This window comes from Pseudomonas sp. ESBL9 (genome assembly GCF_036668715.1).
Classification (GTDB): domain Bacteria; phylum Pseudomonadota; class Gammaproteobacteria; order Pseudomonadales; family Pseudomonadaceae; genus Aquipseudomonas; species Aquipseudomonas lundensis.
Window position 1 is genome coordinate 589,457 of the sequence record NZ_JAZEVV010000002.1, and the last position, 18,217, is coordinate 607,673.

Genomic DNA, 18,217 nt, shown 5'->3' on the forward strand with positions numbered 1-18,217 from the left:
CAGTCGACCCCTTTTCAGAGTGCTGGCGCCATGAACCATCTCGTGATTACGGTTTTTGCCCCGGACAAACCCGGTCAGGTCGAGCGCATCGCCCAATGCATTGCCGAACATGGCGGCAATTGGCTGGAGAGTCGCATGTCACGCATGGCTGGACAGTTCGCTGGCATTTTGCGGGTGGGCGTGTCAGCCGAAACCTACGAGGAGTTGGTGGATGCGCTTAAAAGGCTGGAGACCGAAGGCATTCGGGTGCTGGTGGCTGAAAGCGGGATTGAGCAAGCCTGCACCTGGAAACCCATTGCCATGGACCTGGTCGGCAACGACCGCCCTGGCATCGTGCGCGATATCACCAAGGTGCTGACCGATCATGAGGTCAGCCTGGAGCGGCTGGTGACGGAGGTGCGGCCCGCGCCCATGAGCAATGAGCCGTTGTTTCATGCCGAAGCCATTCTGGCCGTGCCGCTGACGCTGTCGCTGGAGGTGCTGCAAGAGCGGCTGGAAAAACTCGCCGATGAGATGCTAGTGGAACTGAAGTTACGCACAGACGAGTAAAGCCAAAGGTTATCCCATGAAACGCTGCACCTGCCTGTGGATAACCGTTGGAAACATCGTTGCAGGCCACAGGGGGTATGGCCTGCATTGGAATGTACGTTTTTTGATCAGGCGCGACGGCGCAGGTTGACCCACGCATCGATGCTGTAGACCAGCAACCCCGCCCAAATGAACATGAACGCGATCAGTGTGCTTTCAGACAAGTGTTCGCCGTACAGCGTGACGGCCAGAATCAGCACAATGGTGGGCGCCAAGTACTGCATGAAACCCAGTGTGGTGTAGGGCAAATGCCGTGCGGCGGCGTTGAAGCACACCAGCGGGATCAGCGTTGCCGGGCCTGCGGCCACCAGCAACCAGGCTTCAGAGCTGGCCCAGAATTCGGCGTGCGCGCTGTTGGCCTCCGGGTGCATCAGCAGCCAGCCAATGGCAATCGGCACCAGAATCCAGGTTTCAACCACCAGGCCGGGCAATGCCTTGACCGGCGCCTGTTTGCGGATCAGTCCATAAAAGCCGAACGTCAGCGCCAACGCCAGCGACACCCAGGGCAGGCTGCCCACTTGCCACACTTGCTGCGCCACGCCGACCGCCGCCAGCCCGACGGCGACCCACTGCAATCGACGCAGACGTTCGCCCAGCAACAACATGCCCAGCAGCACATTAACCAACGGGTTGATGTAGTACCCGAGGCTGGCTTCGAGCATCCGGTCGTTGTTGACCGCCCACACGTAGGTCAGCCAGTTGGCCGCAATCAGCAGGCCGCTTACGGTCAGCACAGCCAGGCGTTTGGGGTTGTCGCGTAACTCTTGCCACCAGCCGGGATGTTTCCACACCAACAACAGTAACGAGCCGAACAGTGCAGACCAGAGCACGCGGTTGACGATGATTTCTGCGGCGGGGACGCTGGCCAGCAGCTTGAAGTAGATCGGGAACAGGCCCCAGATGATGTAGGCGCTCAGGCCCAGAATGTACCCGTGGCGCGGGTTGGCGGCTTGCATGCGGAATCCTTGCGTGAACAACTGTCAGACACTGTGAAGGGCAAGAGTGTAAGCAGGTTTTACGAAGGTGTCGTGTGAAAGGCGGGGGCAGACAGCATTTTTGCGGCCGACGCCCGAGGCCGCGAAAACGTGCTCCCGGGCCTCAGCAACGCGGTGTCAGGGTGTTCAGAACAGCTTCAGCGGTTCTTCATTTAACGCGGACAGTTGCTCGCGCAACGCCAGCACTTGGTCGCCCCAGTAACGTTCGGTGCCAAACCACGGAAAGCTGTGGGGGAAGGCCGGATCGTCCCAGCGCCTTGCCAGCCAGGCGCTGTAGTGCATCAGGCGCAGGGCGCGCAGCGGCTCGATCAAGGCCAGTTCACGCGGGTTGAAATCATGGAACTCGCTGTAGCCGTCCATCAATTCCGACAGCTGGCCCAAACATTCCTGACGATCCCCGGCGAGCATCATCCACAAGTCCTGCACCGCAGGCCCCATGCGACAGTCGTCCAGGTCGACAATGTGGAACACCTCGTCGCGGCACATCATGTTGCCGGGGTGGCAATCGCCGTGCATGCGGATCGTGGTGTGCGGGGTGGCGGCATAGACATCTTCGACGCGCTTGAGCAGATCGCGTGCCACAGACTCGTAGGCCGGGAGCAAGCTGCGGGGTATGAAATTGCCTTCAAGCAAGGTCGTCAGGGAGTCATGGCCAAAGTTTTTTACGCCCAGGGCCTCTCGGTGTTCGAACGGCTTGGTAGCGCCGACCGCGTGCAGACGGCCGAGCAGTTGGCCGAGGCGATAGAGTTGATCGAGGTTGCCCGGCTCCGGCGCACGGCCACCCCGGCGCGGGAACAGGGTGAAGCGGAAACCGGCGTGTTCGAACAGGCTTTCGCCGTTGTGAATCAACGGTGCGACCACCGGCACGTCGCAGTCGGCCAGTTCAAAGGTGAAACGGTGTTCTTCGAGAATGGCTGCGTTGGTCCAGCGCTGTGGACGGTAGAACTTGGCGATCAGCGGTTCCGAGCCTTCGATGCCGACTTGATACACGCGGTTTTCATAGCTGTTGAGCGCGAGCACGCGGGCGTCGCTGAGAAAGCCGATGCTTTCAACGGCGTCGAGCACCAGATCTGGGGTAAGTGTTGCAAACGGATGAGACATGCTGACTCCTGCGCGCAGCAGGCTGCCGCGTCCGGCCCCGCATGTTAGCGCAGACAGCTGAGCAGAGGGCGATAGATATCCATCGCCCTGCGGGTGTTGGCCTTAGGCGCCGACGATTCCTCCGTCTTCGCGGCTGATGGCCATTACCGAGGACCGCGGCTTGCCGCCAGGCAGGTGCTCGGGGAAGGTCGAACCGCCGTTTTCGCCCGGGTGCTGGATGCCCACGAACAGGGTTTTCTGATCCGGGGCAAAGCTGATCCCCGTCACTTCGCAACCGACCGGGCCGACCATGAAGCGACGGATTTCACCCGTGTTGGGGTCGGCGCAAAGCATCTGGTTGTTGCCCATGCCGGCAAAGTCGCCGGTGTTGCTGACATCGCCGTCGGTCAGGATCCAGAGCCTTCCCGCCTCGTCAAAGCCCATGCCGTCCGGGCTGTTGAACATGTTTTGCGGGGTGATATTGGCCGACCCGCCCTTGGGCTGTTTGGGATGCACGGCCGGGTTGCCCGCGACGACGAACAGGTCCCAGTCAAACGTGGCAGCGCCAGGGTCATTGCCTTGCTCGCTCCAGCGCAGGATTTGCCCGTACACATTTTTCTCGCGCGGGTTGGGGCCGCCGACGGGCTGACCGTCTTCACCGCGTTTAACGTTGTTGGTCAGGGTGCAATACACCTGGCCGTCCTTGGGGCTGACGACGATCCACTCCGGGCGATCCATGCGTGTGGCACCGACCGTGCTGGCGGCCAGGCGGGCGTGGATCAGCACTTCAGCCTGATTGGCGAAGCCGCTGCCCGCGTTGATGCCGTTTTTGCCGTGGGTCAGTTCGATCCATTGGCCTTTGCCCTTGGGCCGGTCGGGGTGGCTGTCGCCGTTATCAAAGCGTGCGACATACAAGGTGCCCTGATCCAGCAGGTCGCGGTTTGCCTTGGGGGTTTGGTGGTCGATCTTGTCGCGGCTGATGAACTTGTAAATGAACTCCCCGCGCTCGTCGTCGCCCATGTACACCACGGCATGACCGTCGCGGGTTTCAGCCAGTGCGGCGTTTTCGTGTTTGAAGCGGCCCAGTGCCGTGCGTTTGACCGGCGTTGATTGCGGGTCGAACGGGTCGATTTCCACCACCCAGCCGTGACGGTTCAATTCGTTGGGGGTGTGCGCCAGGTCGAAACGCGGGTCGTGCAGGTGCCAGTTGATGTCTTTACTGGCGGCGACCACGCCGTAACGCTTTTGCGCGGCATCAAAGGTTTGATTCGGGTCGGTGCTGCCAAAGCAGTCAGTGAAGTTTTCTTCGCATGTCAGGTACGTGCCCCACGGGGTTTTACCGTTGGCGCAGTTTTGAAACGTGCCCAGCGCCCGGGTGCCGGTGCTGTCGGCCTGGGTGCGCAGCAACGCATGGCCGGCGGCGGGGCCGCTCAGGCGAATCGGCGTATTGCCGTGAATGCGCCGGTTGAAGGGCGATCCTTGGACAAACTGCCAGTGGTCGCCCTTGCGCTGAATTTCAATCACCGACACGCCTTCACTGGCCTGCGCCTTGTGCGCGTCTTGGGCCGAGGTCGGCTGTCCACCGTGGGGGTAGAGGTAGCGGTAGTTGGTGTATTCGTTGTTGATGGCCATCAGAGCGCGGTCGGGGTCGTCGGGGAATGCAAACAGGCTCATGCCGTCGTTGTTATCGCCGAATTGCACTTCCTGTTGCGCCGCCGTGCCGCTGCCGTCGGGCATGAAGGCCGGGCCGTGCGCGTGCAGCGGTTGGCCCCAGCTGATGAGCACCGAGGCGCGGTAGCCGGGCGGCAGGGTGAGGGTGTCGGTGGTGGCGGCGTCGATGCTGTTAAAACCCAGTAACGGGCTGGACGCTGCGCGCACCCCGTCGGCCAGCACACTGCGGCTCAGCAGGCTGCCGCCCAGAAACATCGCCGCGCCGCACAAGGCGCCCGCGCTGATGAAGCCCCGACGGCTGAGGCCGATGATCTGTTCAAGATCGGTGGTTTGGTCTTCTTGTAATAGGTTCATGTCAGGCTGCCCCTCGCAACGGTTTTGGCAGCCACCTTAATCAGAGGGTGTGACAGGGATGTTTCAGAGGGTGGCGGGCGACGTGTTAAAGCGGCGTACCCAACAGCACCAAGGTCGGCGCGAACTGCACCAGGGCTTCACTGCCCTCCACCAACGCGAGTGTTTCGAGGTGTTGCGCTTCGCTCAGCGCACACAGGGTCTGGCCATTGGGCAGGCCGATGCGCACTTCGCTCGGGCCGTCGTGCGCGTGGAAAATCTGCTCGATCTTGCCGTGTAACCGGTTGTGACCCGCCACCGCAGCTTCGGGCTTAATCAACTGCAACCAACCGGCCTTGATTAACGCCACCACCGGCGTGCCGGGTTCAAGCTCCAGGCGCTGCGTGCTGTCGCGGGTGATGTGCGCTTGCAGGGTCAGCCCACCTGCCAATTGCAGATCGATCAAGTCGTAATGGCCGTGGCCGTGAATGCGCGCGACGGTGCCGTGCAACTGGTTGCGGGCGCTGGTGCGCAGCATCAGGCGGCCCAGCAGCTCAAGGTCTTGGGCTTCTTCGGCGGCGTCCAGTACCTGGCTTTGCAGCACTTGCAGCCGTTGATAAAGACGCAGCACACGCTCGCCCGCTACCGACAACCGGGCACCGCCACCGCCCTTGCCCCCCACGCTGCGTTCTACCAAGGGGGTTTGTGCCAGATTGTTCAGTTCATCAATGGCCTCCCACGCGGCTTTGTAACTGATGCCGGCGCTTTTGGCGGCTCGGGTGATCGAACCTTGCTCGGCGATGTGCTGCAACAGCGCTATTCGCTGTGGGCGGCGGACGATGTGCTGCGTCAGCAAGGTCGGCAAATGCATGTCGATTGATTCGTTTGGCAGGGGGCTTGGCAAAGTGCCCACTTGCCGGGGCGTCGTCAAGCCGGGCCGTCCGGTTTTGGCGTGCGCGCCAGGCAGTACACATCCACCCGTTTCGCCCCGGCCTTGAGCAACAGCAGGGCGAGGCTTTGTGCCGTAGCGCCGGTGGTCAATACGTCATCCACCAACGCCACATGCAGCCCCCGGACTTGAGCGTCGGGCCCCAGCGCGAAGGCGTTGAGCAAGTTGCGTTTGCGGGCTTTGGCGTCGAGCGCCTGTTGTGCCGGGGTGTCCTGGGTGCGTAATAGCCAGTGTGCCTGGCAGGGAATATCAAGGTGGTCACTGAGCCACTGACCCAGCATGACGCACTGGTTGTAACCGCGTTGACGTTGCCGGGCGGCGGACAGTGGGACGGGCAGCAGCACATCCGGCCGGGGTTGAGCCTGCTGGTAGCGATCGAGCAGCGATTGACTGAGAAGTGCTGTCAACAAGCGGCCAAAAGGCCAGCGGCTGTTGTGTTTGAACCGCAGGATCAGGCTGTCCACCGGGAAGTCATACAGCCACGGCGCATGCACCCCCTCAAAGGCGGGCGGGTGTTTAAGGCAGCTCCCGCAGGTCAGGCCCGGCATGGACAACGGCAGGGCGCAGCGCTGACAGGGGGTTTGCAGCCATGGCAGTTCGTGTTTGCAGGGCCCGCATACCGGTTGCCGGGTGGCGGATGGCTCATCGCATAGTAAGCAGTTCTGTACATTAAATAACCAGATGTAAACCTCCATTTTGTTCTGGGTTGACAGCGTGGGTAACATCCTTAAACATACCGGTCATCCGTGCCCCTGCCTGAAATACCCCATTCAGGTTTAAACCAAAGCATAAACAAGAGAGACGCCGATGAGCGCCAGCACCTTTAACACCATGCGTCATGATTGGTCTTTAGTCGAAGTGCGGGCGTTGTTCACCCAGCCCTTCAACGACCTGATGTTTGCGGCGCAACAGGTTCATCGCGCGCATTTCGACGCTAACCGGGTGCAGGTCTCGACGCTGCTTTCAATCAAAACCGGCGCCTGCCCGGAAGATTGCAAATATTGTCCGCAGTCGGGCCACTACAACACCGGGTTGGCGAAAGAAAAGTTGATGCAGGTACAGGCGGTGCTGGAGGAAGCGGCGAAAGCCAAGGCCATCGGCGCAACGCGCTTTTGCATGGGGGCCGCGTGGAAGCACCCGTCGGCCAAAGACATGCCCTATGTGCTGAAAATGGTTGAAGGCGTGAAAGCGCTGGGGCTGGAAACCTGCATGACACTGGGCAAGCTCGATCAGGAGCAAAGCGCCGCGCTGGCCCAGGCGGGGCTCGACTACTACAACCACAACCTCGATACATCGCCAGAGTTCTACACCACCATCATCACCACCCGCACTTACAGCGAGCGCTTGCAAACCCTGAGTTATGTGCGTGATGCAGGCATGAAGATTTGTTCGGGCGGCATTCTGGGCATGGGTGAGTCGCTCGATGACCGCGCCAATTTGCTGATTCAACTGGCCAACCTGCCGGAACACCCGGAATCCGTGCCGATCAACATGCTGGTGAAAGTGGCGGGGACGCCGCTGGAAAACGCTGACGATGTGGACCCGTTTGACTTCATTCGCATGCTGGCCGTGGCGCGCATCATGATGCCCAAGAGCCATGTACGGCTGTCGGCCGGCCGTGAAGCCATGAACGAACAAATGCAGGCGCTGGCCTTCATGGCCGGGGCCAATTCGATTTTTTACGGCGACAAACTGCTCACCACGTCCAACCCGCAGGCGGACAAGGACATGCAGTTGTTCAGTCGCCTGGGCATCCTCCCCGAGGCCCGCGAAGATCATGCTGACGAAGTGCATCAGGCGGCCATCGAGCACGCGCTGATGGATCAAAAATCCAGCGAGCAGTTCTACAACGCTGCGGTTTAACGCTACCCACCGCACAGGTAGGCGCGGGCGCACGCTGCGCTCAGGTCTGTAACGGCTCGGCTTTGCCCGCCGTGCGGCCTGTCGCAGCGTGCGCCGGTGGCTACAAGAGGGCTCGCCTAGCATGTCTTTTGATTTAAGTGCCCGTCTGGCTGCGCGCCGGGCGGACAATCTCTATCGCCATCGCCCTTTGCTTGAAAGCCCGCAAGGCCCTCAAGTGGTGGTCGACGGGCAGCTGTTATTGGCGTTTTGCAACAACGACTACCTGGGCCTGGCCAATCACCCGCAAGTTATTGAAGCCTGGCAGCAGGGCGCTTCGCGCTGGGGTGTCGGGGGCGGTGCATCGCATTTGGTGATCGGTCACAGCCGCCCGCACCACGCACTGGAAGAAGCACTGGCCGAATTCACCGGTCGCCCGCGCGCACTCTTATTCAGCAATGGCTACATGGCCAACCTGGGGGCCGTCACGGCGCTGGTGGGGCAGGGCGATACGGTGCTCGAAGATCGCCTCAACCATGCGTCACTGCTGGATGCGGGCTTGTTGAGCGGGGCGCGGTTCAATCGTTATCTGCACAACGATGCCGCCAGTTTGGCCAAGCGTCTGCAGAAAGCCGTCGGCAATACGCTGGTGGTCACGGACGGCGTGTTCAGCATGGACGGCAATGTGGCCGACGTGCCCGCGCTGGCCCGCGAAGCCAAGGCCAAAGGGGCCTGGCTGATGGTCGATGATGCCCATGGTTTTGGGGCGCTGGGTGCCACGGGCGGCGGGATTGTCGAGCATTTCGGCTTGGGGCTGGACGATGTTCCCGTGCTGATCGGAACCCTCGGCAAAGCCTTCGGCACCAGCGGTGCGTTTGTGGCGGGCAGTGAGGCGTTGATCGAAAGCCTGATCCAGTTCGCCCGCCCTTACATCTACACCACCAGCCAGCCCCCGGCCTTGGCGTGCGCGACGTTAAAGAGCCTTGAGCTGCTGCGCAGTGAACACTGGCGACGTGAGCACTTGAACCGGTTGATTGGTCAGTTCCGTCAAGGGGCCGAGCAGATGGGCCTGCAACTGATGGACAGCTTCACGCCGATTCAACCCATCCTCGTGGGTGACAGCGCGCAAGCGGTGCGTTTATCGCAGCAATTGCGTGCGCGCGGCCTGCTGGTGACCGCCATCCGCCCGCCGACGGTGCCGGCTGGCGGTGCGCGTTTACGCGTCACCTTGTCGGCCGCGCACACCGAGGCCCAGGTGCAGCTACTGTTAAACGCATTAAACGACTGCTGGCCAACCGTGGAGTCGAACCATGCGTGACCGCTTGATTCTGTTGCCGGGCTGGGGGCTTGGCGTGTCGCCGTTGGAGCCTTTGGCGGCCGCCTTGCGAGGGCTGAACGAGCACTTGCGGGTTGAGATCGAACCGTTGCCGGTGCTTGCATCGGCGCAGTTGGACGACTGGCTGGATGAACTGGAGGCTGCGGTGCCTCAAGACGTCTGGCTGGGCGGTTGGTCTTTGGGCGGCATGCTCGCCAGTGAGCTGGCTGCGCGTCGGGCAGAGCGCTGCTGTGGGTTGGTGACGCTGGCCAGTAACCCGCGTTTTGTCCGCACCGACGACTGGCCGGGCGCCATGCCGGGCGCCACGTTTGACGCGTTTATCAACGGGTTTCGGGAGGCGCCTAACACAACGTTGAAGCGTTTTTCTTTGTTGTGCAGTGACGGCAAGGCCATGGCCAGTCGGCTGCTTAACGGCGCACCGCACGCGCAGCCGGATACCTTGCTGGCGGGGCTTGAGCTGCTCGCTACGCTGGACACCCGTGGGGCGCTCAAAGCGTTTAACGGGCCGCAATTTCACGTTTTCGCCGGGCAAGACGGGCTGGTGCCCGCGCAGGCCGCCAGCGATTTGCTGGCGTTATTGCCCGATGTTCAAGTGGGCCTGATGGAACAGGCCTGTCACGCGTTTCTTCTGCAAGCACCCCACGAACTGGCGGCGGCGATCCAGAGTTTTTTAAACGAGTTGGGTGATGACTGATCTGAGTGTGGGCAACCTGCCGGACAAGCGTCTGGTGGCGGTGTCGTTTTCGCGTGCGGCTGCCAGTTATGACAGCGTGGCTGAATTGCAACGTGCAGTCGGTCATGAATTGATCGGGCGATTACCGCCTGATGTGAGCCCCCGACGCTGGCTGGATGTGGGCAGTGGCACCGGCTATTTCAGTCGCGTGCTGGGTCAGCAATTTGCGGGCAGTGAAGGCGTGGCGCTGGATATCGCGCAGGGTATGCTCACCTATGCGCGGCCGCTGGGGGGCGCGCAGCACTTTATTGCCGGGGACGCTGAGTGCTTGCCGCTGCAAGACAACCGCTGTGACCTGATCTTTTCCAGCCTGGCGTTGCAGTGGTGCGAGCATTTTGACGGGGTGCTCAAAGAAGCCCAGCGCGTGCTCAGGCCGGGCGGGGTGTTGGCGTTTGCCAGCCTGTGCGTCGGCACGCTGAGCGAGTTGCGCGACAGTTGGCAGGCGGTTGACGGGCAAGTCCATGTCAACCGTTTCCGGTCGTTCGCCGCGTATCAGCAACGCTGTGCCGACAGTGGTTTTCAGGTGCTCAGCTTGCAGACTCAGCCCCATGTGCTGCACTACCCTCAGGTGCGCCACTTGACCCATGAACTCAAAGCCCTGGGCGCGCATAACCTTAATCCGGGACGGCCCGAAGGCTTGACCGGCAGGGCGCGGCTTCAGGGGTTGATGGCCGCTTATGAACACTTCCGTCAACCCCAAGGGTTACCGGCGACGTATCAGGTGGTCTACGGCATTTTGGAGAACCCGCGATGAGTCCTGCTTATTTCATTACCGGTACGGACACCGATGTCGGCAAAACCACGGTCGCGGCGGGTCTGTTACAGGCCGCGCGTGCGGCGGGCTTGAGCACGGCGGCGGGTAAACCGGTGGCCTCCGGGTGCGAGGTGACGCCCGAGGGGCTGCGTAACGCAGACGCGCTGGCATTGATGGCTCAATGCACCCTTGCATTGAGCTATGGAGAGGTTAACCCGGTCGCGTTTGAACCCGCCATCGCGCCGCACATCGCGGCCCGTGAGGCAGGCGTGGCCCTGACGGTGCAGGCATTACTCACACCGATGCAGCGCATCCTGAGTCAGCGCGCCGATTTCACCCTTATAGAAGGCGCAGGCGGTTGGCGCGTGCCGTTGTCGGGGCAGGACAGTTTGTCGGATGTGGCTCAGGGTCTGGATTTGCCGGTGATCCTGGTGGTGGGGGTGAGGCTGGGGTGCATCAGCCATGCCTTGCTCACGGCTGAAGCGATTGCTCAGGATGGCCTGCAACTGGCTGGCTGGGTGGCCAATATCATTGACCCGAAGACCTCGCGCCTTGAGGAAAACCTCGCCACCCTGGCCGAACGCTTGCCTGCACCGTGTTTGGGGCGAGTGCCCAAACTCAAGTTACCGACCCCCGAGGCCGTCGCGCAGTACCTTGAATTGGACCTGCTGGACTGAACCTGACGCTATTGCCGGGGCCTATCGACTGGCCAACAGCCATGAGCTTTTTTGACGGGCCTTTTGCCATCAGGTCTGCTTGAATGAAGGTCGATTCCCTCTTCAAAGGATGATGCCGCCATGGAAATCTCAGGAAGCACTGCGTTTTACGCGGGTCTGAGCACCGTTCAGGCCGGGCAGAACCGGGTCGACCAAGCCGCGGGGCAGATCGCCGGTGCGACGCTTGATCGCGCGGTGGGTAGCCAATCCTCCGACACTCAAGTCAACCGCATGCGTGCCGTTGACCGTAGCCAGCTTTCTGATGTTGCCAGTGATGTGGCTGATTTAAGCGTAGGCAAAGCACAAGTCGAACTCGGCGCCAAAGTGGTACGCACGGCTGACGAAATGGTCGGAACGTTGATCGATACCTACGCCTGATCTGCGGGTGTTGACCTCGACGCGGCTTCAGGCCGGGTCGATGTCCACTCTGGATCTTCCCAAAGGCTGCCCGGCGCAGCCTGACGCCACCCCGGCACTGTCGCGCTTAACTGTTTTCAACGCTTTTTCACAGGCAGGTCGCCGTGTGTCCGTCGGGACGAACGGCGTATTGCAGCTGCTTGACAATAAAAGGGCGTAAACGTATGTTTCAAACACCTGTTTGACCGCAATAACAAATTCTACGCGGTTGTTCATTCCCGGATTCATCAGCAGAGGTTTATCGCTATGCCTGATTACAAGGCCCCCTTGCGTGATATTCGCTTCGTACGTGACGAACTGCTCGGTTACGAAGCGCACTATCAGAGCCTGCCGGCTTGCCAGGACGCTACTCCAGATATGGTTGACGCCATTCTTGAAGAAGGCGCCAAGTTTTGTGAACAGGTGCTGGCACCTCTGAACCGTGTGGGTGACACCGAAGGCTGCACCTGGAGCGAGTCTGGCGTTAAAACCCCGACCGGCTTCAAAGAAGCCTACAAACAATTCGTTGAAGGCGGCTGGCCAAGCCTGGCTCACGACGTCGCGCACGGTGGTCAGGGTTTGCCTGAGTCGCTGGGTCTGGCGGTCAGTGAAATGGTGGGCGAAGCCAACTGGTCGTGGGGCATGTACCCCGGCCTGTCTCATGGTGCGATGAACACCATCTCCGAGCACGGCACTCCCGAGCAGCAAGAGACGTACCTGAGCAAACTGGTCACGGGCGAGTGGACCGGCACTATGTGCCTGACCGAGCCGCACTGCGGCACCGACCTGGGCATGCTGCGCACCAAGGCCGAGCCTCAGGCTGATGGTTCGTACAAAGTTTCCGGCACCAAGATCTTCATCTCGGCCGGTGAACACGACATGGCCGACAACATCGTCCACATCGTTCTGGCGCGTCTGCCGGATGCACCGGCTGGCACCAAGGGCATTTCGCTGTTCATCGTGCCCAAGTTCATGCCCGCTGCCGATGGCACCATCGGTGAGCGTAACGCAGTGAGCTGTGGCTCCCTTGAGCACAAAATGGGCATTCACGGTAATGCCACGTGCGTGATGAACTTTGACGGCGCGACCGGTTTCCTGATCGGCCCGCCGAACAAAGGCCTGAACTGCATGTTCACCTTCATGAACACCGCCCGTCTGGGCACTGCGCTGCAAGGTCTGGCCCACGCCGAAATCAGCTTCCAGGGCGGCCTGAAATACGCCCGCGATCGCCTGCAAATGCGTTCGCTGACCGGCCCTAAATTCCCGGAAAAAGCCGCTGACCCGATCATCGTCCACCCGGACGTGCGTCGCATGCTGTTGACCATGAAGGCCTTCGCCGAAGGCAACCGTGCGATGGTCTACTTCACTGCCAAGCAAGTCGACATCGTGAAATACGGCGTTGATGAAGAAGAGAAGAAAAAGGCCGACGCACTGCTGGCGTTCATGACGCCGATCGCGAAAGCGTTCATGACCGAAGTCGGTTTTGAAGCCGCCAACCATGGCGTTCAAATCTACGGCGGTCACGGTTTCATCTCTGAATGGGGCATGGAACAAAACGTTCGCGACAGCCGTATTTCGATGCTGTACGAAGGCACCACCGGCATTCAGGCGCTCGACCTGCTGGGCCGCAAAGTGTTGATGACCCAGGGCGAAGCCCTCAAAGGCTTCACCAAGATCGTGCACAAGTTCTGCCAGAACAACGAAGGCAACGAAGGCGTTCAGGAGTTCATCGCACCCTTGGCGGCGCTGAACAAAGAATGGGGCGAACTGACCATGAAGGTCGGCATGGCCGCCATGAAGGACCGTGAAGAAGTGGGCGCGGCTTCGGTCGACTACCTGATGTATTCGGGTTATGCCTGCCTGGCGTACTTCTGGGCTGACATGGCGCGTCTGGCGGCTGAGAAACTGGCTGCTGGCACCTCGGAAGAAGCGTTCTACAAAGCGAAATTGCAGACCGCCCGCTTCTACTTCCAGCGCATCCTGCCACGCACTCGCACTCACGTGGCTGCCATGCTGTCGGGTGCCGCCAACCTGATGGACATGAAAGAAGAAGACTTCGACCTGGGCTACTAAGCCCCGCCGCTGTCCCCTTCCAAAAGCCGCTTCTCCTTCGGGGGAAGCGGCTTTTTTAGTTGTGGGCGAAGTGATTCGCCGTTTACGCCGCGCGCTGCGCCCTGGCTGTCTCGATCTGCAACATCTAAACCCGACAAATCCTCTAAGACTTTCGCCTTTTCGGCCGTTAAATCCTATGGCCGAGGCGAACGGGACGTCGCCTAGTGTGCTTAACTGCGGAAAAAGCAGGCACAATGCCACTACTTGGTTGTTCAGGTTGGAGCCTTACTTTTGTCGCGTCCTTCTGCTGCACGTTTCACTCACTTTTTGCCGTCTATTGTGCTGCTGACAGCGGGCCTGGCGGCTGCGTATGTCAAAGACCTCAATGTGTTTTTTACCTCATTGTTCAATGTGCTCCCCACTCTGGTGCTGTTGTTGGGCGGTGCTTACTGCGCGGTCTACCGGCGTCAGCGCGAACTGTTTTTGATGCTGACGGTGTACATCGCCTACTTTCTGCTCGATACCCAGACCGATTACTACCGTGACAACGGACAAGTGCGCACCGATGCCGCCGTGGTTTTCCATTTGTGTTCACTGTTATTGCCGCTGCTGTACAGCCTCTACGCGGCCTGGGAGGAGCGCACTCACCTGTTTCAGGATTTGGTGGCGCGCTTTGCTGTGCTGTTGGCGGTCGGCAGTGTCGCGCTGGGGCTGGAGCAAAGTTACCCACAGGTGCTGCTGAACTGGCTGGCAGAAATTCGCTGGCCCGCCTTGCATGGCGCCTGGATGAGCCTGATTCAATTGTCTTACCCGGTGTTTTGTATCGGTTTTGTACTGCTCGGCTGGCAGTACTGGCGCAACCCCCGGCCGCTGCATGCGGCCCAATTGGTGGGGTTGCTGGGGCTGTTCTGGATGTTGCCGCAAACGTTCATCCTGCCGTTCACGCTCAACATCATGTGCAGCCAGGTGATGTTGATGATCGCCGCCGCTGTGGCGCACGAGGCCTATCAAATGGCTTTCCGTGACGAGCTGACCGGTTTGCCGGGGCGTCGCGCATTGAACGAACGCTTGCAGCGGTTGGGGCGTAATTACGTCCTGGCCATGAGCGACGTCGATCATTTCAAGAAATTCAACGACACCCACGGTCACGATGTCGGCGATCAGGTCTTGCGTCTGGTTGCCAGCAAGCTGTCCAAAGTCGGTGGCGGCGGCCGGGCCTATCGCTACGGCGGCGAGGAGTTCGCGCTGGTTTTCGCAGGCAAAACCCTGGACGAATGCATGCAGCATCTTGATGAGTTGCGTGAGTCCATTGCCATTTACAACATCCAGTTACGTAATCAGGAAAGCCGCCCGCAAGATGACCAACAAGGTCGACAGCGCCGTGCAGGCACGCGGGCCAGCAGTGTATCGGTCACGGTGAGTATCGGCGTCGCCGAGCGGATGCCGGAGCAGCGCACGGCCGAAGAGGTGCTCAAGGCGGCGGACAAGGCGCTCTACAGTGCGAAGAGTGCAGGCCGCAATTGCGTCATTGCCTATGGCCAAACCCGACGGGGCGCCGTGCGGACCACTGAAGCCCCAGCCTGAGATGACTGTATCTGTCTATTCAGTCACTAGGCGACCCTATGTATCGCTCTCGTTGTTAAGTTAGAGTGTGCCACTTCTATCCGTGGCCCGTCCGGGCTTTGACCGTTAGCGATTACGAGGTTTGCTATGGCTGATTACAAAGCGCCCCTGCGCGATATGCGCTTCGTCCTCAATGAAGTGTTCGAGGTCGCCTCCCTTTGGGCAACACTGCCGGCACTGGCCGAGACCGTGGACGCCGAAACGGTTGAGGCCATTCTTGAAGAAGCGGGCAAAGTGACAGCCAAAAGCATCGCGCCGTTGAGCCGTAGCGGTGATGAAGAGGGTTGCCATTGGAACGATACGGTCGTGACCACCCCCGCCGGTTTTGTCGAGGCTTATAAAACGTACGCCGAGGGCGGCTGGGTCGGCGTCGGCGGTGATCCCGAGTTCGGCGGCATGGGTATGCCCAAGGCAGTGTCGGCTCAAGTTGAAGAGATGATCAACTCCTCCAGCCTCGCGTTCGGCCTGTACCCGATGCTCACGGCCGGTGCCTGCGTGTCGATCAACGCCCATGCCAGCGACGCGCTGAAAGCCACCTATTTGCCGAATATGTACGCCGGGGTGTGGGCCGGTTCCATGTGCTTGACCGAGCCACACGCTGGCACCGATCTGGGCATTATCCGGACCAAGGCCGAGCCTCAGGCCGATGGCTCATACCGGGTCAGCGGCACCAAGATTTTCATCACCGGTGGTGAGCACGACCTGACGGAAAACATCATCCATTTGGTGCTGGCCAAACTGCCGGACGCCCCGGCGGGGCCTAAAGGCATTTCGCTGTTTCTGGTGCCCAAGTTCATGGTCAATGCCGATGGCAGCCTCGGCCAGCGCAACCCGGTCACCTGCGGCTCTATCGAACACAAAATGGGCATTCAGGCCTCGGCCACGTGCGTGATGAACTTCGACGAGGCTGTCGGCTACCTGGTGGGCGAGCCCAACCGTGGCCTAGCGGCCATGTTCACCATGATGAACTATGAGCGTCTGGGGGTAGGCATTCAGGGGCTGGCATCGGGCGAACGCTCGTACCAGAACGCGGTGGAATACGCGCGTGATCGCCTGCAAGGCCGGGCAGCCACTGGCGCTCAAGCCAAAGACAAAGCCGCCGACCCGATCATCGTCCACGCTGACGTGCGTCGCATGCTGCTGACCATGAAAGCGTCGAACGAAGGCGGACGGGCCTTTTCCACCTACGTGGCCAATCAGCTGGACATTGCCAAGTTCAGCGATGAACCAGGCGCCCGCGAGCGGGCCGATGCCCTGGTGGCATTGCTGACACCGGTGGCGAAGGCGTTCATCACCGACCTGGGCCTCGAAACAACCGTCCACGGCCAGCAGGTGTTTGGCGGTCACGGTTACATCCGTGAGTGGGGCCAGGAGCAACTGGTGCGTGATGTGCGTATCACGCAAATCTACGAAGGCACTAACGGTATTCAGGCGCTGGACTTGGTCGGGCGCAAGATCGTGGGTAATAACGGCGCGTATTACCGTTTGTACGCCGATGAAATCCGTCAGTTCATCGCGTCGGCTTGCGGCGACCTGCATGAGTTCACGGCGCCTTTGGCCTCAGCTTTGGACACACTTGATGCGTTGACGGCCTGGGTTCTGGAGCGTGCGAAATCCAACCCTAACGAGATCGGCGCTGCCTCGGTCGAGTACCTGCACGTTTTTGGTTACATAACGTATGCCTACATGTGGGCAATGATGGCCAAAGCCGCTAAGGGCAAGGAGGCGGAAGACGCGTTCTATGTCAGCAAAATGGGCACTGCACGCTTCTATTTCGAGCGTTTGCTGCCCCGTATTCATTCTCTGAGTGCGTCGGTCAAGGCGGGCAGCGAGTCGTTGTATTTGCTCGATGAAGCACATTTTTAACCTGTTTAGGCATATGTAAGCATTTGCTTACACAACGCGCTGCCAATCGTCCATATCGCAGAATTGGATCCAGCGGTAATCTACTTCACATGGACGTCGAGCAGGAAGCTCAAAGCAACAACAGGGACACGTAGGATTCTGCCAGGAAGGCGGAGTGAAAAGGATGTCAGGGAAACAGTCTGCAAAACCCCGCTTCGGCGGGGTTTTCTTTTTGTGGCGCAGAAAGATGTTTACGACGTGTAGGAGCAAGCCTTCTCATGGGGCGTAAACGTTAGAGCGGGGTTTCTTCCTGCTGGATCACATCCTCAAGCAGCGTGCGCAGTAACCCCAATGTGGCTTGCTGGCGTTGTACATCTCGACACACCAATCCCACTTTCAATGGCACCCTCGGCTCGCTGAGCGGTTTCCAGAGCAGCGCCTTGTCGTCGTGTTCGTGACGCGAACGCCCCGGCAGCACCGTGGCCAATTTGGTGTGCGGCAAACTGTCGAGAATCCCGGCCATGTTGTTGAGCTCCGCCTGGACCTGTGGACGACGGCCCAGATTGGCCAATTGGCTCTGCCAGATCTGGCGCACCTGAAACTCTTCCCCCAACAGCAGCATCGGCAACTCTGCCGCCTGCGTCAGCGAGACCTTCTTGAATTCCCGCAGTGGGTGATCTGCCGGGATGACCAGTTGCAGCTCATCTTCGTACAGCAGCATGCCGTGTAACCCCGGCTGGCGCGGCGGTAGGTAGCTGATGCCGATGTCGAGTGAGCCATTGAGCAGGCGACGTTCAATCTCAAGGCCTGTCAGCTCGTAAATCTGCACCACCAGGTGCGGTTGCGCCTGACGCACTCGCTCCAGCATTTGCGGCACCAAGCTGGTGTGGACCGTTTGCAGCACGCCAATGGCAATGGTGCGCAAGGCTTGGCCCTGAAAGTTACGCAAGGCTTCTTTCGCCCGCTGCAACCCGTCAAGCAGTGGCAATGCGTGGTTATACAACGTGTGCGCGGCCAGTGTGGGCAGCAAGCGTTTGCTGCTGCGCTCGAACAGGCTGACATCAAGGTTGTGTTCGAGATGGCGGATCTGTTGCGAAAGGGCCGGTTGCGAGATGGAAAGCCGTTCGGCAGCGCGTCCCACATGACCTTCTTCGTACACCGCGACGAAATAACGCAGTTGCTTGAAATCCATAAGTAATACTTATCGAAAATGCTTAAAAAACGAAATGGCTCAAACGCCGTCAGGCGCCTAGTCTACGCCCATTCCACAGGGCTCATAGCGTCACAGAGCCCAATGAAGTGCATGGGCG

General features: G+C 60.2%; 15 protein-coding genes and 1 pseudogene. 10 read left to right on the forward strand and 6 right to left on the reverse strand.

Features of this window, described 5'->3' with window-relative positions; genetic code table 11:
• Nucleotides 1-30 precede the first annotated feature (30 nt).
• Nucleotides 31-549: a glycine cleavage system protein R gene (locus V6F78_RS09260; RefSeq protein ID WP_047278090.1), complete on the forward strand. Its 519-nt coding sequence runs from the start codon at nucleotides 31-33 to the stop codon at nucleotides 547-549.
• Between the two features lie 107 nt (nucleotides 550-656).
• On the opposite strand, the gene rarD is transcribed toward V6F78_RS09260, so the two are convergent.
• The 5 genes and pseudogenes from rarD to V6F78_RS09285 all read right to left on the reverse strand — a co-directional run.
• Entirely contained in the window at nucleotides 657-1,544 is an 888-nt protein-coding gene (gene rarD / locus V6F78_RS09265) for an EamA family transporter RarD (RefSeq protein ID WP_047278088.1), read from the reverse strand.
• A gap of 165 nt (nucleotides 1,545-1,709) precedes the next feature.
• Complete coding sequence (locus V6F78_RS09270) at nucleotides 1,710-2,684, reverse strand: serine/threonine protein kinase (RefSeq protein ID WP_047278086.1); 975 nt, start codon at nucleotides 2,682-2,684, stop codon at nucleotides 1,710-1,712.
• A gap of 102 nt (nucleotides 2,685-2,786) precedes the next feature.
• The gene (locus V6F78_RS09275; RefSeq protein ID WP_047295942.1) at nucleotides 2,787-4,688 is read right to left on the reverse strand and encodes a PhoX family protein; all 1,902 of its coding nucleotides are present in this window, start codon (nucleotides 4,686-4,688) and stop codon (nucleotides 2,787-2,789) included.
• Between the two features lie 85 nt (nucleotides 4,689-4,773).
• Nucleotides 4,774-5,535 carry a TOBE domain-containing protein gene (locus V6F78_RS09280; protein ID WP_047295940.1) on the reverse strand — a complete coding sequence of 254 codons (762 nt, stop codon included), beginning with the start codon at nucleotides 5,533-5,535 and terminating at the stop codon, nucleotides 4,774-4,776.
• Between the two features lie 56 nt (nucleotides 5,536-5,591).
• Nucleotides 5,592-6,328, reverse strand: a pseudogene (locus V6F78_RS09285) (ComF family protein); the annotation flags it as partial.
• A gap of 92 nt (nucleotides 6,329-6,420) precedes the next feature.
• Between V6F78_RS09285 and bioB the strand changes: the two are divergent.
• The 9 genes from bioB (at nucleotide 6,421) to V6F78_RS09330 (ending at nucleotide 16,928) form a co-directional block, all read left to right on the forward strand.
• Entirely contained in the window at nucleotides 6,421-7,476 is a 1,056-nt protein-coding gene (bioB, locus tag V6F78_RS09290; RefSeq protein ID WP_047295937.1) for a biotin synthase BioB, read from the forward strand.
• A gap of 121 nt (nucleotides 7,477-7,597) precedes the next feature.
• Entirely contained in the window at nucleotides 7,598-8,770 is a 1,173-nt protein-coding gene (gene bioF / locus V6F78_RS09295) for an 8-amino-7-oxononanoate synthase (protein WP_332727015.1), read from the forward strand.
• Entirely contained in the window at nucleotides 8,763-9,482 is a 720-nt protein-coding gene (locus V6F78_RS09300) for an alpha/beta fold hydrolase (RefSeq protein ID WP_047279340.1), read from the forward strand. Before bioF ends, V6F78_RS09300 begins: the two co-directional genes overlap by 8 nt.
• A complete protein-coding gene (gene bioC, locus V6F78_RS09305; RefSeq protein WP_047295932.1) occupies nucleotides 9,475-10,275 on the forward strand; it encodes a malonyl-ACP O-methyltransferase BioC in 801 nt (266 codons plus the stop codon). The genes V6F78_RS09300 and bioC overlap by 8 nt, the downstream gene beginning before the upstream one ends.
• On the forward strand, nucleotides 10,272-10,952 hold the full coding sequence (bioD, locus tag V6F78_RS09310) for a dethiobiotin synthase (protein ID WP_047295930.1): 681 nt from the start codon (nucleotides 10,272-10,274) through the stop codon (nucleotides 10,950-10,952). The genes bioC and bioD overlap by 4 nt, the downstream gene beginning before the upstream one ends.
• A 120-nt stretch (nucleotides 10,953-11,072) precedes the next feature.
• A complete protein-coding gene (locus tag V6F78_RS09315; RefSeq protein WP_169840113.1) occupies nucleotides 11,073-11,369 on the forward strand; it encodes a pyrroloquinoline quinone biosynthesis protein PqqE in 297 nt (98 codons plus the stop codon).
• Between the two features lie 285 nt (nucleotides 11,370-11,654).
• The gene (locus V6F78_RS09320; RefSeq protein WP_332727018.1) at nucleotides 11,655-13,460 is read left to right on the forward strand and encodes a phenylacyl-CoA dehydrogenase; all 1,806 of its coding nucleotides are present in this window, start codon (nucleotides 11,655-11,657) and stop codon (nucleotides 13,458-13,460) included.
• A gap of 270 nt (nucleotides 13,461-13,730) precedes the next feature.
• On the forward strand, nucleotides 13,731-15,023 hold the full coding sequence (locus tag V6F78_RS09325; RefSeq protein ID WP_332727019.1) for a GGDEF domain-containing protein: 1,293 nt from the start codon (nucleotides 13,731-13,733) through the stop codon (nucleotides 15,021-15,023).
• Nucleotides 15,024-15,149: 126 nt separating this feature from the next.
• Nucleotides 15,150-16,928 (forward strand): acyl-CoA dehydrogenase C-terminal domain-containing protein, encoded by a 1,779-nt coding sequence (locus V6F78_RS09330; RefSeq protein WP_047295924.1) that lies wholly within the window; start codon nucleotides 15,150-15,152, stop codon nucleotides 16,926-16,928.
• 271 nt (nucleotides 16,929-17,199) lie between these two features.
• Here V6F78_RS09330 and V6F78_RS09335 read toward each other — a convergent pair whose 3' ends face one another.
• Nucleotides 17,200-18,099, reverse strand: coding sequence for a LysR family transcriptional regulator (locus V6F78_RS09335; protein WP_047278062.1), 900 nt, complete (start codon nucleotides 18,097-18,099; stop codon nucleotides 17,200-17,202).
• Nucleotides 18,100-18,217 lie beyond the last annotated feature (118 nt).

Bases quoted from the DNA above. Each gene is read 5' to 3' on its own strand.
- rarD (WP_047278088.1), bottom strand. From the start codon at position 1,544: ATGCAAGCCGCCAACCCGCGCCACGGGTACATTCTGGGCCTGAGCGCC.
- V6F78_RS09315 (WP_169840113.1), top strand. From the start codon at position 11,073: ATGGAAATCTCAGGAAGCACTGCGTTTTACGCGGGTCTGAGCACCGTT.
- bioC (WP_047295932.1), top strand. From the start codon at position 9,475: ATGACTGATCTGAGTGTGGGCAACCTGCCGGACAAGCGTCTGGTGGCG.
- V6F78_RS09330 (WP_047295924.1), top strand. From the start codon at position 15,150: ATGGCTGATTACAAAGCGCCCCTGCGCGATATGCGCTTCGTCCTCAAT.
- V6F78_RS09300 (WP_047279340.1), top strand. From the start codon at position 8,763: ATGCGTGACCGCTTGATTCTGTTGCCGGGCTGGGGGCTTGGCGTGTCG.
- V6F78_RS09280 (WP_047295940.1), bottom strand. From the start codon at position 5,535: ATGCATTTGCCGACCTTGCTGACGCAGCACATCGTCCGCCGCCCACAG.
- V6F78_RS09275 (WP_047295942.1), bottom strand. From the start codon at position 4,688: ATGAACCTATTACAAGAAGACCAAACCACCGATCTTGAACAGATCATC.
- bioD (WP_047295930.1), top strand. From the start codon at position 10,272: ATGAGTCCTGCTTATTTCATTACCGGTACGGACACCGATGTCGGCAAA.
- V6F78_RS09260 (WP_047278090.1), top strand. From the start codon at position 31: ATGAACCATCTCGTGATTACGGTTTTTGCCCCGGACAAACCCGGTCAG.
- bioF (WP_332727015.1), top strand. From the start codon at position 7,598: ATGTCTTTTGATTTAAGTGCCCGTCTGGCTGCGCGCCGGGCGGACAAT.
- V6F78_RS09320 (WP_332727018.1), top strand. From the start codon at position 11,655: ATGCCTGATTACAAGGCCCCCTTGCGTGATATTCGCTTCGTACGTGAC.
- V6F78_RS09270 (WP_047278086.1), bottom strand. From the start codon at position 2,684: ATGTCTCATCCGTTTGCAACACTTACCCCAGATCTGGTGCTCGACGCC.
- V6F78_RS09335 (WP_047278062.1), bottom strand. From the start codon at position 18,099: ATGGATTTCAAGCAACTGCGTTATTTCGTCGCGGTGTACGAAGAAGGT.
- bioB (WP_047295937.1), top strand. From the start codon at position 6,421: ATGAGCGCCAGCACCTTTAACACCATGCGTCATGATTGGTCTTTAGTC.